Origin of the sequence: Mesorhizobium sp. ISC15 (assembly GCF_037162615.1) — a bacterium.
Lineage (GTDB): Bacteria > Pseudomonadota > Alphaproteobacteria > Rhizobiales > Rhizobiaceae > Mesorhizobium > Mesorhizobium mediterraneum.
On record NZ_JAVSPX010000001.1, the window covers coordinates 981,671 to 996,611 of the forward strand.

Here is a 14,941-nt window from a genome sequence, read left to right on the forward strand (position 1 = left end):
AGTTTAGCTGGCAGCGCCTTCCCAGGAGCCGGTTTCAGCCATCTGCCTGAGCAGGGGGGCCTGCTTGAAAACGTCCTTGCCGGTCCGCTCGTGCCAGTGGTCCAGCCGTCCGATGATCTTGTCGATCCCTTCGAGACCGGCCCAGAACATCGGCCCGCCCTTGCCAACCGGAAAACCGTAGCCGTTGACCCAGACGACATCGATATCGGAGGCGCGGGCGGCGATTTTCTCCTCGAGGATCTTCGCCCCTTCGTTGATCATCGGATAAAGCGTCCGCTCGATGATCTCCTCGGCGCCGATCGTGCGCGGCGCGATACCCTTCTCGGCAGCCTTGTCGCGGATCAGCGTTTCGACCTCCGGGTTGGGAGCCGGTGTGCGTGAGCCGTTCTCGTATCGGTAGAAACCGCTGCCGGTCTTCTGGCCGAAATGCCCCTGTTCGCACAGTGTGTCGGCGATTATTGCCGTCTGGCCGCGCGCCTTGCGGTTGCGCCAGCCTATGTCGAGGCCGGCGAGATCGCCCATCTGGAACGGGCCCATTGGCCAGCCGAAATCGGTGAATACCTGGTCGATCTGCTGTGGCGTTGCACCTTCCAGCAAAAGCGCCTCGGATTCCGAACCCCGCGCGGCCAGCATGCGGTTGCCGACGAAGCCATGGCAGACGCCGACGACGACCGGCACCTTGCCGATCCGCCGCGCCAGCTCGACGATTGTCGCCAGCGCATCGGGCGCGGTCTTCTCGGCACGCACGATCTCCAGCAGCTTCATGACGTTGGCCGGCGAAAAGAAATGCATGCCGACGACATCCTGCGGGCGCGACGTCGAGGTGGCGATTTCGTTGACGTCGAGATAGGAGGTGTTGGTGGCGAGGATCGCGCCCGGTTTGGCCACCGCGTCTAGCCTGCCGAACACCTCGCGCTTGACCGCCATCTCCTCGAACACGGCCTCGACGATCAGGTCGCAATCGGCGAGGTCGCCATAGTCGGTGGAACCCTTGAACAGTCCGAGCCGCAGGCGCTTGGCGTCTTCGCTGAGGGAACCGCGTGCGACGGAGACGGCATAGTTCTTCTCGATCGTCGCCAGCCCGCGTTCTAGTGCCTCCTGCGTCGTTTCCAGCAGGGTCACAGGAAACCCGCCATTGGCGAACGCCATGGCGATGCCGCCGCCCATCGTGCCGGCGCCGATGACGCCGACCCGCGCGATCTTGCGCCTGACGATATCTTTAGCCCCAACCTTCGCCGCCTCGCGCTCGGCGAAGAACAGATGGCGCTGAGCGCGCGATTGGTCACCAGCAACGAGTTTGACGAACAGTTCGCGTTCCGCCGCCAGCGCCTCGTCGAACGGCAGCGTGATGGCGTTGCGAACCGACTGCGCGCAGGCGATCGGCGCTTCGAGCCCGCGCGCCTTTTTGACAAGCTCCGCTGCTTGCCTATCGAATTCAGGCAATTCCGCCCGGTCGAGACGGCCGTCACGGTCGCGCACCGGCGTGAACGGTCCGCCCCTGCCAACCATTTCGCTAGCGAAACGAACCGCTTGCGCAGTCAGGCCATCCTCGAAGACGGCGTCCACCAGCCCGGCGGCGAGCGCCTCTGCCGCACCGATCGGCGTGCCCGAAACGATCATGCTGAGCGCCTTCAGCGCGCCGACGAGACGCGGCAGCCGAACCGTGCCGCCACCGCCCGGCAGCAAGCCGAGCTTGACTTCCGGCAGGCCCAGCTTGGCGCCGGTATCCGCAGCGCGAAAATGGCAACCAAGCGCCAGTTCCAGGCCACCCCCCAACGCGGTGCCGTGAATGGCGGCAACCGTCGGCTTGGCGATGGTTTCCAGCACGGCAATGATGGCGCGCAAATCCGGCTGCTGCACCGGCTTGCCGAATTCGGTGATGTCGGCGCCGGCGACAAAGGTCCGCCCGGCGCAAGCGATGACGATGGCCGCGACATCAGGCTCGTCGCGCAAGGAGACAAGCGCCTGCATCAGCGGCTCGCGAACATGGAAGCTCAGCGCATTGACCGGCGGATTGTCGATGGTCACGACGGCAATGCGGCCATCCCTTGTAACGCTCACGAAATCGGACAAGCAAACCTCTCGCAATGATCTTGGCCGAACGATTTACAGGGCCGATGCCCGGATGGAAACCGCGATGTTTTCGCGGAAAGGCTCCGGGCCTGCCGTGGCCAGCCGCCGGACTCTGCCATATCAGGTCTCGCCACAGCGATGGCCCAAATGAGAGCCGTCGCGATCCTTCCCACCCCCTCTGTCCTGCCGGACATCTCCCCCGCAAGGGGGGAGATTGGCCGTGATCACGGCCTTCGCCAATCTCGAAGTCATACGAGTAGACGGGCGCTGGAGCTGCCGATCTCCCCCCTTGCGGGGGAGATGCCCGGTAGGGCAGAGTGGGTGCTGTCCCTCCGCCATTAAAAGATTCTGTACCGTCGCGGCACCTTTGTGCGAAAGAACTAGCGCAGCGCTTTCTGGCCGCCCGCAGCGGTGATGACGCCGACGATGATCAGTCCGGTCAGCAGCAGCCGGACGCCGGCGCTGACGCCGAACGTATTGAGCATGGTCAAGAGCAGCACCAGGAACAGGGCCGCGCCCCAGACGCCCGGCACATTCGCCTTGCCGCCGGCGACCGACGTGCCGCCGATGACCACGACCGCAATCGAGGCCAGCAGGTATTCGTTGCCGATATCGACATTGGCCCCGCGGAAATAGCCGGCAAGCAGCGCCCCGTCGAGGCCGCCGAGCGCGCCCGAGAGCGTGTAGGTGAGGAAGCGGATGCGGCCGACATTGATACCGGCCAGCCACGCGGCGCGGATGTTCTGGCCGATCGCCAGCACCGAACGGCCATAGATCATGCGCTGCAGCGCAATGGCAGCGCCGATGGTGAACAGCACGGTGAGGATCGCCAGCACCGGAATGCCCAGAATCTGCCAGTTTGTAAAACTGGCGAAGCCCGGCGGCGGCTTGATCTGCAAGCCGCGGCCATAGCTGATGTCGATCGACTGGATGATGAAGCTCGCCGACAATGTAGCGATGATCGGCGGAATGCGCAGCGCCCAGATCAAGAGATAATTGGCGGCGCCGACCGCCATGCCGCAGGCCAGCGCCGCCAGCAGCCCGACGGCGATCATTGAATCATTGCCGTCCATCACCTTCATGGCAACGGCGCTGGCGAGGCCGATATTGGCCGGCAGCGACAGGTCGACATTGCCCGGTCCGAGGGTGATGACGAACATCTGGCCGACACCGACGATGACGGTGAAGACGGCGAGCGAAAGTGCCGCCGTGATCATGCCGCCGCCGCCATATCCGCCGGTGAAGGCAATCGTCGCCAGCCATACCAGCAGCGCGCCGATGAAGGACCAGATCCACGGTTTGGCGAGCAGCAATCGCAACGATGCCATCGCTCACCTCTCCCTGCGGCTGATCAGCACCCGGGCCGCCAGCACGATGATCAGGATGGCGCCATTGGCGGCCACCTGCCAATCAGGCGGAATGTGCATGAAGGTCAGCAGTGGCGACGCGGCCAGCGCCAGCGTCAGCGCGCCGATCACCGCGCCGATCGGCGACACCCGGCCGCCGACGAATTCGCCGCCACCGAGGATGACGCCGGCGATCGAAAGCAGCGTGTAGCCATTGCCGATATTGGCGTCGGCCGAGGTGGTGATGCCGATCAAGGCCATGCCGGACAGCACCCCGAACAGGCCGGCGAGTGCAAACAGGATGATCTTGGTCTTGAGCAGCGACCAGCCGGCACGGCTGAGTGCCGCGGCATTGCCGCCCGATCCGCGCAGGATCACGCCATAGGAGGTGCGCATCAGTCCGAAATAAACGACCGCCGCGATCAGCAGCGCGGCAATGATCGGAAAGGGAATGAAAGGCGGCTTGAAAGCCATGAGCGACAGCAACCAGTCCGGCGCCTTGCCGCCGGGCTTCGGCAGGATGAGGATGGCGAGCCCCTGCCAGACAAAACTCATGCCGAGCGTCACCACGATCGAAGGCAGGTTGCGCAGATGGATCAGCGCGCCGAGCAGCGCGTAGACACCGATCGAGCCGAGCAGGATCAAGATGCCGACCAGTGGCGCGTCCTTCAGCCACGTCGCCGTGACGCAGCCGACGAAACCGACGAAGGTGCCGATCGACAGGTCGAGCTCGTTGCCGGCGATGACGAACATCTGCGCGATCGTCGCCAGGGCGATCGGGATCGCCAAATTGAGCATCAGGCTGAAGCCGAAATAGCTGATGGCGCGCGGGTTGAGCCACGCGATCGCCAGCAGCACAAGCACCAGCGATAAAGCCGGCAGCAGGCTGCGCAACAGGCGCGCCCGCGCTAGCCTGTCACGCTCGGCGGAACCTTTGAGCCCGGTCTCGACAGGTGCTGCCGTCATCTCAGGCCGCGTCGCCGAACGAGGACTGGATGATCTTTTCCTCCGTCAGCTCGTCGCGCCCAAGATTGGCGACGATCCGGCCGTTCTTGAAGACGTAGATATGGTGGCAATTGTCGAGCTCTTCGGTTTCCGTGGTGTACCAGAGGAAGGTGCGGCCGCGCCCAGCTTCTTCGCGCACGAGGTCGTAGACCTCGAGCTTGGTGCCGATATCGACCCCCCGCATTGGGTCGTCCATCAGCACGATCTTCGCGTCGGAGCCGAGCGCCCGGGCAAACAAGGCCTTCTGCTGGTTGCCGCCGGACAGCGAGAAGATGTTGTTGTTCATGTCCGGAGTGCGGATGCCGATTTTCCCTCGCCAGAAGTCGGCGAGCTCGGCTTCGCGCTGCGGCGAGATCAGCAGGCCGTTGCGCAATCGCTTCAGCGAGCGGATGCCGATGTTCTGCGCAATCGACCATTGCGGGAAAATCCCGTCCGACTGCCGGTCACCGGCCACCAGCGCTACCGGCGCGGTGACCTCGATGCCGGTTTTAGAGCGCGCCGCAGCGGCGAAGATCGCCAGCAGCAGGTCGGTTTGCCCATGGCCGGCCAGCCCGGCAAGACCGATGATCTCGCCCGCATGCGCGACAAGCTCGTTGCCGTCCTGCTGCCGCGCTGGGCGGGCCCGGACCCGCAACGGGCCGGTCTCCGGCTTTTGGGTCGCAATTTCGGCCGCGATCTTCTCACGCGCTTCCGCTCCACCCATGGTCGTCACCAGCCTGTCGCGATCGAAAGCCGTTGCCGCATCTGACGCAACGACCTTGCCGTCGCGCATCACCACGATGCGGTCGGCATTCCCGAGCACCTCGCCAAGGACATGCGAGATCAGGATGCAGCTCTTGCCCCCGGCGACAAAGCGCCGGACGAAGGCCAGCAGCTGGCCGGCCGTATGCGCGTCGAGCGACGATGTCGGCTCGTCGAGGATGACCAGTTCGAGCGGATCCTGCGTCACCGTGAAGGCACGCGCCACCTCGACCATCTGCCGCCTGCCGATGGAGAGGTCGCCGGCGATATCGGAGGCGGAGATGCTGTGGTCCGGGAAGATCTCGTTGAGCTTGGCCGTGATGAGATCGGCAGCCTTGCGTCGCCAGCCGAGGCCGCGCAATGCCGGGTGGTTGATACGCGTGTTCTCGGCAACGCTGAGGTTCGGGCAGAGCGAGAGTTCCTGGAACACGCAGCGTATGCCGAGCTGTTGGGCGCGCGGCACCGAATAGTTGTTCTCGATGCCGCCACGCACCGCGATCTGGCCGCTGTCGGGCACTAGCGTGCCCGCCACCATATGCATGAGCGTCGACTTGCCCGCACCATTGTGGCCGACGAGACCAACGCATTCACCGGCACCGACGTGGAAATCGACGCCGGCGAGGGCACGGACGGCGCCAAAATGTTTTTCGGCGCCGTCCAGCCGGATGATGTCTGCGCCGGCCTCGGGCATCCCTAGCGATATCCGGTCGGCAACGCGTGCGGCATTGGATGTGCCATGCTCACTTGATGTTGGCTTTGATCGCCGCGATGGCGTCTTCCTGTGTGTATTCGTGGCTGGCGACACCACCCTTGGGGATTTTCGGCAGCGCGGCCTCGAAATCATCTTGGGTGAAGGCGAGGTATGGCACCAAGAGATCATGCGGGATGTCGGTGCGGCCGTCGAGCACCTGCTGCGCTACCCAGAAGGCCAGCGACGATACGCCCGGCGCGATGGAGGCCGACCAGGTCTGGTAGCCGTCCTTGTCCTTTTGTTCCTTCCACCATTGCAGCTCGTCCTGACGATTGCCCATGATGATGGTCGGGCGCGGCTTGCCGGCGGCGGCGAAGGCTTGTGCCGCGCCATAGCCGTCGCCGCCCTGATCGACGACGCCGACGATTTCCGGCAGCGACGGCAGGATCGTCGCGACCGCCTTTTGTGCTGTGGTCTGATCCCAGTCACCGGTCACCGAACCGACGATCTTGAACTCGGGATGAGCGGCGACGCCTTCCAGAATTCCGGCATGGATGGCGTCATCGATCGACGTGCCGGCAAGGCCGCGGATTTCCAGCAGATTGCCGCCCTTGGGCTGGAACTTGGCCATCTGCTCGACTTCCTGCTTGCCCATGTCCTTGAAGTCCACGACCACACGGTAGGCGCAAGGCTCGGTGACAATGCCGTCGAAGGAGACGACGACAATGCCGGCATCGCAGGCCTGCTTGACGGCGCCGTTGAGCGCATCCGGCGAGGCGGCGTTGATGACGATCGCGTCATAGCCTTGCAGGATCAGGTTCTGGACTTGGGCCGCCTGGGTCGGCACCTCCTTGTCGGCCGTCGTGAAGATGTCCGCGGCTGCCACCACCCCGTCCGCGACCGCCTTCTTGGTGACGATGGCATAGCTGTCGAGCATCGCCTGGCGCCACGAATTGCCGGCATAGTTGTTGGAGAAGGCGATCTTCTTGTCGCTGGTATCGGCCAGTGCGGTGCCTGACGCGAGCATCGCCGCGAATGCCCCCAAAACGAGCATCTTCTTCATGTCATACTCCTCCCTGAGTTGCTGATCTTTTGTTGACTGCTGATGGTTGTTAAAATTCGCGTCCCTGTTTTTTATCTATTGTCAGACAAATGCAGATGGCTCGCAAGCTGTCAACTGCAATCCGCGCAGAGTTGGCGATCAACTTGCGGTGCATGATTGAAAAGCCTTTGGTTCATGGGCTAGGGAAGGGTCTGGAGGCCGAAATCGAATGGCAGTGACGCCGACTGATGCGCCGGGCGCACCCGGAATTGCGGCGCGCTGGACCTCGAGCGCCAAGAGCGGTGTCGGCACCGCGCTTTCACTGGCTAGCCGCGTCTGGTTCACGATCAGCCACGGCATCCTCAACGAGATCTACTATCCCCACCTGGACAGCGCCTGCACGCGCGACATGGGGTTGGTCGTCACGGGACCGGGCGGCTATTTCTCGGAAGAGAAGCGCGATGCCGAACACAGCATCGAGCCGTTCGAGGACGGCGTGCCCGCCTACAGGTTGGTCAACACCGCGGCTGATGGCACCTACCGGATCGAAAAGCGGATCATTACGGATCCGGAACGTCCCGTTTTGCTGCAGGAAATCAGCTTCACGCTGCTGAGAGGCACGGTTGCCGATCACCGCGTCTACGCGCTGCTGGCGCCGCATCTGGTCAACGCCGGCATGGGCAATACCGCCTGGGTCGACGACTACGAGGGAAAGCCTGTCCTGTTTGCATCGGGGCGTGGTGTTTACTTGGCGCTCGCCTCGTCGCTGCCTTGGGGAGCCTGCTCGGCCGGCTATGTCGGCGCCTCCGACGGCTGGCAGCAACTCCATTGTGACGGCCGGTTCGATCCGGCTTATCAAAGGGCAGAGAACGGCAATGTAGCGCTGACAGGGGAGATTGGCTTTTCGGCCGAGAACCCAAAAGTCTTGCTGGCGCTGGGTTTTGGGGCAACACCGCAAGAGGCGGCGGGGGTTGCTTCCGCCAGCTTGAAGCAAGGCTTCGATGCCGCTGCCGAGGTCTATGTCGAAAAATGGCGCAAATGGCAGAAAGGGTTGCTTCCGCTCGACCGGCATGCAGTGTCCGGGATCAACACCTATCGCGTCAGCACGGCTGTTTTGGCAGCGCACCGGTCGTCCGCGAAATCCGGTGCAGCCGTCGCCAGCCTGTCGATCCCATGGGGCTTCAGCATGGGCGACGACGATCTTGGCGGCTATCACCTGGTCTGGCCGCGCGATCTGGTCGAAACGGCAGGCGGCTTCCTGGCCGCCGGCGATCCAGCGCAAGCGCTTGAGATTCTCGCCTATCTCCGCTCCATCCAGCAGCCGAACGGCCATTGGCCGCAGAATGCCTGGCTCGACGGCACTGCCTATTGGCCCGGCATCCAGATGGACGAATGCGCGTTCCCATTGTTGCTCGCCGACGCGCTGCGCCGGGCCGGGCACCTGCCGCACGCCAAGCTGCTCGCCTTCATGCCGATGATCGAGCGCGCCGCTTCCTATGTCGTGCGCAATGGTCCGGTCACCGGCGAGGACCGCTGGGAGGAGGACGCCGGCTACAGCCCGTTCACGCTTGCCGTCGAGATCGCAGCGCTGCTTGCGGCGGCCGACATGTTCGGTGTTTGCGGCAAAGCAGAGCCGGCAAATTATCTGCGTGAAACCGCCGATGTCTGGAACGACCAGATCGAGCGCTGGACCTATGTCACGGGCACTCCGCTGTGCGAAGAGGTTGGCGTCAAAGGCTATTACGTCCGCATTGCGCCGCCCGACACCGCCGGCGCGGCGTCACCGAAACACGGCTATGTCCCAATCAAGAACCGGCCGCCTGGCGATAGCGACCGGCCGGCCGAGGCGATCGTCAGCCCGGATGCGCTGGCGCTCGTCCGCTTCGGCCTCAGGGCCGCCGACGATCCGCGCATCGTCGACACGATCAAGGTCATCGATGCGCGGCTGCGCTGCGACCTGCCGCAGGGGCCTGTCTGGTATCGCTATAGCGGCGACGGCTACGGCGAACACGCCGACGGCGCGCCCTTCGACGGGACCGGGCAGGGTCGCGCTTGGCCGCTGCTCACCGGCGAGCGCGCGCATTACGAGCTGGCGGCGGGGCGCAAGGACAGAGCGGCGAGCCTGCTGAAGACGTTCGAGGCCTCGGCCGGGTCTGGCGGCCTGCTGCCCGAGCAGGTCTGGGACGGTCCCGACATGCCGGAAAGGGAATTGTGGCGCGGCCGACCATCGGGCAGCGCCATGCCGCTGGTCTGGGCGCATTCGGAGCACATCAAGCTGCTGCGTTCGCTGAGCGACGGCGCCGTCTTCGACATGCCGCCGCAAGGCGTGAAGCGCTACATCGAGGACAGGACCGTGTCGCCGCGCCGGACATGGCGCTTCAACCACAAGGTCCGCATCCTGCCCGCCGGCAAGATGCTGCGCGTCGAGCTGCTGGCCCGAGCGGTGGTGCATTGGAGCAGCGACAATTGGGCGACCGCCCATGACGCCGAGACGACCGAGAATGCCTTCGGCATCCATCTCACGGATCTGCCGGTTGCCGATGTTTCGCCGGGCAATACGATCGTCTTTACTTTTTTCTGGTCCGATGCCGGCCGTTGGGAGAATGTCGACTTTTCCATCGGTATCGACAAGCTGGATTAGAGCATGATCCCGAAAAGTGGAACCCGGTTTTCGGAAAAGATCATGCTCCAACAATAGAGCCAATAGGTTTTCTATCCCTCAAGAATCAGGACGAGAAACATGCAGATCGGAATGATGGGACTGGGCAGGATGGGCGCCAATATGGTGCGGCGCCTGCTGCGCGATGGTCACGAATGCGTGGTCTACGACATCAACCCGGCCAGCGTCGCAGCCCTTGTGACGGCAGGCGCGATCGGAGCGGCGTCGATGGAGGAGTTCGTCGGCAAGCTGACCAAGCCGCGCAGCGCCTGGCTGATGCTGCCGGCGGCGATCACCGGCCGAATCGTCGATCAGGTGGCCGCATTGATGGAGCCGGGCGACATCATCATCGATGGCGGCAATTCCTATTATCACGAGGCTGTCGACCATGCAGCGCGTCTGGCCTTGAAAGGCCTGAGCTATGTCGATGTCGGCACCAGCGGCGGCGTCTGGGGCCTCGAGCGCGGCTATTGCCTAATGATCGGCGGCCCCGACAGCGCGGTCCAGCATCTCGACCCGGTCTTCGCGACCCTGGCGCCGGGCACCGATGCCGGGGCACTTGCTCCGGGAAAGGATGCCGGAACGGCCCCGTTCGGTTATCTCCACTGCGGACCAAGCGGCGCCGGCCACTTCGTCAAGATGGTCCACAACGGCATCGAATACGGCGTCATGGCCGCCTATGCCGAGGGCATGAACATTTTGAAGTCGGCCAATGCGGGCAAGCGGCAGCGGACGGCCGATGCTGAAACCAGTCCATTGGAAAATCCCCAATATTACCAGTTCGACATCGATATCGCTGAGGTGGCCGAGGTCTGGCGGCATGGCAGCGTCATCGGCTCCTGGCTGCTCGATCTGACGGCGGGCGTATTGAAGGCCGATTCGGGGCTGACGCAGTTCGGCGGCCGGGTTTCGGATTCTGGCGAAGGCCGCTGGACGCTGAAGGCGGCCATCGACACCGGCGTGCCGGCGCCGGTTCTGTCCTCAGCCCTGTTCGACCGCTTCTCCTCGCAAGGCGAATCCGAGTTCGCCGACAAGCTGCTATCCGCCATGCGTTACGCTTTCGGCGGCCATGTCGAAAAGCCGAAGGCCGGCTCGTGACGGGGGAGACACGCTCATGAGCCTGGAACGGTCCGATACGCTGGTGCTTTTCGGGGCAACCGGCGATCTCGCCCACAAGAAGATCTTCCCCGCACTTTACGCCATGGTCGCCAAGGGAACGCTCACCGAGCCGGTGATCGGCGTCGCTTTCGACGCCTGGGACCTGCAGCAGTTGCAGGCGCGAGCCCGCGACGGCATCGTCAAGGCGACCGGCAAGGTCGACGAAAAAATCTTCGCGAAACTCGCCTCGCTGCTTCGCTATGTCAGCGGCGACTACCGTGGCGCTGCGACATTCGAGAAGCTGAAAAGCGTGCTGGGGACCGCGCAGCATCCCCTGCACTATCTGGCGGTGCCGCCGACCATGTTCGAGACGGTCATCCAGGGGCTGGAGCAGTCGGGCGCGGCCCAGGGTGCGCGCCTGATGGTGGAAAAGCCCTTCGGTCACGATCTACAATCGGCGCGCTGGCTGAACCGGGTCCTGCACCTGGTGTTCGACGAGCAGTCGATCTTCCGTATCGACCATTATCTCGGCAAGGAGGCGATCCAGAACCTGCTCTATTTCCGCTTCGCCAATTCCTTTCTCGAGCCGATCTGGAACCGCAATTTCGTCGAAAGCGTGCAAATCACCATGGCCGAGGATTTCGGCGTCGAAGGCCGCGGCCGCTTCTACGACGAGGTCGGCTGCATCCGCGACGTCATCGAGAACCATTTGCTCAACATCCTGTTGCTGCTCGCCATGGAACCGCCCGTCGGCCGCTCGGCTGACGATCTGATCGACGAGAAGGTGCAGGTTCTGCGGGCAATCCGGACACTGACCAAAGACGATGTCGTGCGCGGCCAGTTCAAAGGCTATCTCAGCGAGCCGGGTGTCGCGCCAAACTCGCCGGTCGAGACCTTCGCAGCGGTGCGTTTCTTCGTCGATACATGGCGCTGGCAGGACGTGCCCTTCTTCATCCGCGCCGGCAAATCGATGCCGGTGCACGCCACCGAGGTAATCGTGCGGCTGAAGCGGCCGCCGCTCGACGTCTTCGACCCGATCAAGCCCGACGACGCCAACCACGTGCGCTTCCGCATCGATCCGCAAGTAGCGATCTCGATCGGCGCCCAGCGCAAGGCCGCCGGTGACGACATGATCGGCGAGCAGGTCGAGCTGACGGCGCTCGACGACAGCAAGGGCGAGATGCCGCCCTATGAGCGGCTGATCGGCGATGCCATGAACGGCAACGGCCAGCTGTTCACCCGCCAAGACGCCAGCGAGCTTGCCTGGCGGATCGTCGGCCCGGTGCTCGGCGACACCACGCCGCCCCCGCTTTATGACCCGGGGACATGGGGTCCTGCCGATGCAATGGCCGGGTTTGGACCGCCGAACGGCTGGATCAATCCGGCGAAATGATCTCGGGAGGCGACGCAATGGCCAAAGCGGCGAAGAAGCCGGCACCGGAGAGCGAAAAGATCGTGCTTGCGATCGATATCGGCGGCTCCCATGTCAAGATCCTCACCAGCGCCGGCGGCGAGGAGCGCAAGGCCGATTCCGGACCCGGGCTGACGCCGCAACAGATGATCACGGCCGTGCAGGCGCTCGCCGATGGCTTGCCCTACGACGTCGTCTCGATGGGTTATCCCGGACCGGTGCATCACAACAGGCCGCTGACCGACCCGGCCAATCTCGGCAAGGGCTGGGTCGGATTCGACTTTGCCGCACAGTTCGGCAAGCCGGTTAAGGTGATCAACGACGCACTGATGCAGGCCGTCGGCAGCTACGAGGGTGGGCGCATGCTGTTCCTGGGTCTGGGAACAGGCTTGGGTGCTGCGATGATCGTCGACAACGTCGCCCAGCCGATGGAGCTCGCGCATCTTCCTTATAAGAAAGGCCGCAGTTTCGAGGACTATGTCGGCGAACGCGGCCTGGAGAAGCGCGGCAGGAAGAAATGGCGCAAGCACGTCTTCGACGTCATCGAGCGGCTTCGCGCCGCCATGCAGCCTGACTATGTGGTCATCGGCGGCGGCAATGTCGACGAACTCGACGAGTTGCCTGCCGGTTGCAGGCGCGGCGACAACACACGCGCCTTCGAAGGTGGGTTTCGACTGTGGCGCGACAAATCCCTGATTATCTGATATTATGGTGGTTGGGGTCAGACCTGTTGAACCGACCCTGCCGTTAGTATTGTTATTCAAAATAATGTGCGACGTGGCTCGGCGTCATTGCGTTACGCAGATTTGCCGACTAGGAACTCTATGACCCCCACGGACGGAGAAAATAGATTGACCGACGACAGCAACAAGGCCCGCAAGGACATCGACCTTCTCGAGCTGACCGCTCACATAGTGTCCGCCTACGTCGAGAAGAACCGCTTGCCCGCTTCCGGCCTCGGCGATCTCATCGCGAGCGTCAGCGCGTCGATAGGTGGACTCGGACAACCCGCCGTTCCGGTGGCAGCGCCGCTGATCCCCGCGGTCAACCCCAAGAAATCGGTAACGCCGGACTACATCGTCTGCCTTGAGGACGGCAAGAAGTTCAAATCCCTGAAGCGCCATATCGGTGTTCATTTCGGGCTGACACCGGACGCCTACCGCGCCAAATGGGGCTTGCCGGCCGACTATCCGATGGTTGCCCCCAACTATGCGGCCTCGCGCTCGCAACTGGCGAAGGCAATCGGCCTCGGCCGTAAGGCCGCCCCGCCGGCGCCCGTCAAGAAGACCAGGAAGCCCAAGGCCACGGTCTGACACGCCGTTCGAAGCCCGGCGGACATCTCCCTGATCGCTTCAGGTTTGCGCTGCCCCTCATCGCCCTGCCGGGCACTTCTCCCCGTATAGTGACGGGGAGAAGGACGCCTTCGAAAAGTATTTCGCCAATCTCACCTGGAAACCCTTGATCCAGAGCCGATTTTTGCGCGCGCCCCGCACCGAACTGCGCTAAAAAGCGCTGTGGTCGGACCAGCGCCCATTGTGGAAGCCCCGCCGGCCGATACACAGTCTCGCCGGGGCCATTCACAAATGACAGCCGAACAAACATCGCCCGACCAGCGCTATGCCGCCTTCCGCCACAAACCCTTCCTGAGCTATTGGGCGGCGCGCTTCCTCTCCACATTCGCCACCCAGATCGTATCCGTCGCCGTCGGCTGGCAGGTGTATGACCTGACCCGTGATCCGTTCGATCTCGGGCTTGTCGGCATTGTCCAGTTCCTGCCTTCGCTGCTGCTGGTGCTGGTCACCGGGGTGGTCGCCGACCGTTTCGGACGCCGTCTGATTATGGCGCTGACGGTCCTGCTGGAGGCGATCTGCGCGCTGGCTCTGCTGCTGCTGACGCTGCGCGGCCTTAGCGGACCGGGCTTGATCTTCGGCGTGCTCGCCATGTTCGGCATCGCGCGCGCCTTCTTCGGGCCGGCCGCAGCGTCGCTGTTCGCCAATCTCGTGCCACCAGAGGATTTTGGCAACGCAATCGCCTGGAATTCGTCAGCCTGGCAGACGGCAACCATCATTGGACCCGTCGCCGGCGGCCTGCTCTACGGGCTTTCGGCGGAAGCGGCATACGGCACGGCTGCCGTTCTGATGCTTGTCGCCGCGGTGTTGATCTTCACCATCCCGAAACCTGCCCAGCGCAGCGAGACCGACAAGCCGACGATGCAGACCCTGTTTGCCGGCTTCGGCTATATCTGGAGCGAGAAGATCGTGCTCGGCGCCATTTCGCTCGACCTGTTCGCCGTGCTTTTGTCCGGCGCCACAGCACTGCTGCCGGTCTACGCGCGCGACATCCTCGAACTCGGCCCGTGGGGCCTCGGACTGTTGCGCTCGGCACCGGGCATCGGCGCCATCTGCGTTGCCATCTGGCTGGCCGGACATCCGATCCGCAACCACGCCGGCCTGGTCATGCTCGGCTTCGTCGCGCTGTTCGGCACCTTTACCGTGGTGTTCGGCCTCTCCACCATCACCTGGCTATCGATCGCCGCACTCGCCTTGCTCGGCGCCACCGATATGTTCAGCGTCTATATCAGAGAGACGCTGATCCAGCTCTGGACCCCGGACCAGGTGCGCGGTCGCGTCAACGCCGTCAACCAGGTTTTCGTTGGCGCCTCCAACGAGCTCGGCGAATTCCGCGCAGGCACCATGGCGGCGTTGATCGGCACCGTGCCCGCGGTGGTGATTGGCGGCGTCGGCGCAGTCATTGTCGCCGGGTTGTGGGCGGTGCTGTTCCCGCAGCTGCGCAAGGTGCGCCACCTCAACGGGCGAAACTGATCCAGAGCGCACTGATCCGGGCGCGGGCCCGCGGCATCTCGAAGGCCGGGTCG

Annotated in this window: 11 protein-coding genes; 6 read left to right on the plus strand and 5 right to left on the minus strand. The window is 63.9% G+C overall.

The features are described from left to right. Window positions 1–3: 3 nt before the first annotated feature. From RPG13_RS04890 to RPG13_RS04910, 5 genes are all read right to left on the minus strand, one after another. Window positions 4–2,073 carry a 3-hydroxyacyl-CoA dehydrogenase NAD-binding domain-containing protein gene (locus tag RPG13_RS04890; RefSeq protein ID WP_337124516.1) on the minus strand — a complete coding sequence of 690 codons (2,070 nt, stop codon included), beginning with the start codon at window positions 2,071–2,073 and terminating at the stop codon, window positions 4–6. 380 nt (window positions 2,074–2,453) lie between these two features. Continuing rightward, the gene (locus RPG13_RS04895) at window positions 2,454–3,401 is read right to left on the minus strand and encodes an ABC transporter permease (RefSeq protein WP_126104385.1); all 948 of its coding nucleotides are present in this window, start codon (window positions 3,399–3,401) and stop codon (window positions 2,454–2,456) included. A gap of 3 nt (window positions 3,402–3,404) precedes the next feature. Next, window positions 3,405–4,385 (minus strand): ABC transporter permease, encoded by a 981-nt coding sequence (locus tag RPG13_RS04900; protein WP_095484953.1) that lies wholly within the window; start codon window positions 4,383–4,385, stop codon window positions 3,405–3,407. A gap of 1 nt (window position 4,386) precedes the next feature. Further along, window positions 4,387–5,856, minus strand: a complete 1,470-nt coding sequence (locus RPG13_RS04905) for a sugar ABC transporter ATP-binding protein (protein WP_337124517.1) — start codon at window positions 5,854–5,856, stop codon at window positions 4,387–4,389. Between the two features lie 49 nt (window positions 5,857–5,905). Further along, complete coding sequence (locus tag RPG13_RS04910) at window positions 5,906–6,919, minus strand: substrate-binding domain-containing protein (protein ID WP_127288251.1); 1,014 nt, start codon at window positions 6,917–6,919, stop codon at window positions 5,906–5,908. Between the two features lie 208 nt (window positions 6,920–7,127). Here RPG13_RS04910 and RPG13_RS04915 point away from each other — a divergent pair, with 208 nt between their 5' ends. The 6 genes from RPG13_RS04915 to RPG13_RS04940 all read left to right on the plus strand — a co-directional run bounded on the left by RPG13_RS04915 (window position 7,128) and on the right by RPG13_RS04940 (window position 14,888). Beyond that, window positions 7,128–9,539 (plus strand): glucan 1,4-alpha-glucosidase, encoded by a 2,412-nt coding sequence (locus RPG13_RS04915; protein ID WP_337124518.1) that lies wholly within the window; start codon window positions 7,128–7,130, stop codon window positions 9,537–9,539. Window positions 9,540–9,638: 99 nt separating this feature from the next. Beyond that, the gene (gene gnd, locus RPG13_RS04920; protein WP_095484949.1) at window positions 9,639–10,655 is read left to right on the plus strand and encodes a phosphogluconate dehydrogenase (NAD(+)-dependent, decarboxylating); all 1,017 of its coding nucleotides are present in this window, start codon (window positions 9,639–9,641) and stop codon (window positions 10,653–10,655) included. 16 nt (window positions 10,656–10,671) lie between these two features. Next, window positions 10,672–12,048, plus strand: coding sequence for a glucose-6-phosphate dehydrogenase (gene zwf / locus RPG13_RS04925; protein ID WP_292501759.1), 1,377 nt, complete (start codon window positions 10,672–10,674; stop codon window positions 12,046–12,048). Between the two features lie 17 nt (window positions 12,049–12,065). Next, window positions 12,066–12,770: an ROK family protein gene (locus RPG13_RS04930; RefSeq protein ID WP_292501756.1), complete on the plus strand. Its 705-nt coding sequence runs from the start codon at window positions 12,066–12,068 to the stop codon at window positions 12,768–12,770. A 147-nt stretch (window positions 12,771–12,917) separates the two neighbouring features. Further along, a complete protein-coding gene (locus tag RPG13_RS04935; protein WP_095485124.1) occupies window positions 12,918–13,379 on the plus strand; it encodes a MucR family transcriptional regulator in 462 nt (153 codons plus the stop codon). Between the two features lie 270 nt (window positions 13,380–13,649). After that, window positions 13,650–14,888, plus strand: coding sequence for an MFS transporter (locus RPG13_RS04940; RefSeq protein ID WP_126104380.1), 1,239 nt, complete (start codon window positions 13,650–13,652; stop codon window positions 14,886–14,888). The last annotated feature ends 53 nt before the right edge of the window (window positions 14,889–14,941 follow it).

Coding starts and splice junctions, on each gene's coding strand:
- zwf (WP_292501759.1), top strand. CDS start 10,672: ATGAGCCTGGAACGGTCCGATACGCTGGTGCTTTTCGGGGCAACCGGC.
- RPG13_RS04930 (WP_292501756.1), top strand. CDS start 12,066: ATGGCCAAAGCGGCGAAGAAGCCGGCACCGGAGAGCGAAAAGATCGTG.
- RPG13_RS04940 (WP_126104380.1), top strand. CDS start 13,650: ATGACAGCCGAACAAACATCGCCCGACCAGCGCTATGCCGCCTTCCGC.
- RPG13_RS04905 (WP_337124517.1), bottom strand. CDS start 5,856: ATGCCCGAGGCCGGCGCAGACATCATCCGGCTGGACGGCGCCGAAAAA.
- RPG13_RS04895 (WP_126104385.1), bottom strand. CDS start 3,401: ATGGCATCGTTGCGATTGCTGCTCGCCAAACCGTGGATCTGGTCCTTC.
- RPG13_RS04915 (WP_337124518.1), top strand. CDS start 7,128: ATGGCAGTGACGCCGACTGATGCGCCGGGCGCACCCGGAATTGCGGCG.
- RPG13_RS04900 (WP_095484953.1), bottom strand. CDS start 4,385: ATGACGGCAGCACCTGTCGAGACCGGGCTCAAAGGTTCCGCCGAGCGT.
- RPG13_RS04910 (WP_127288251.1), bottom strand. CDS start 6,919: ATGAAGAAGATGCTCGTTTTGGGGGCATTCGCGGCGATGCTCGCGTCA.
- gnd (WP_095484949.1), top strand. CDS start 9,639: ATGCAGATCGGAATGATGGGACTGGGCAGGATGGGCGCCAATATGGTG.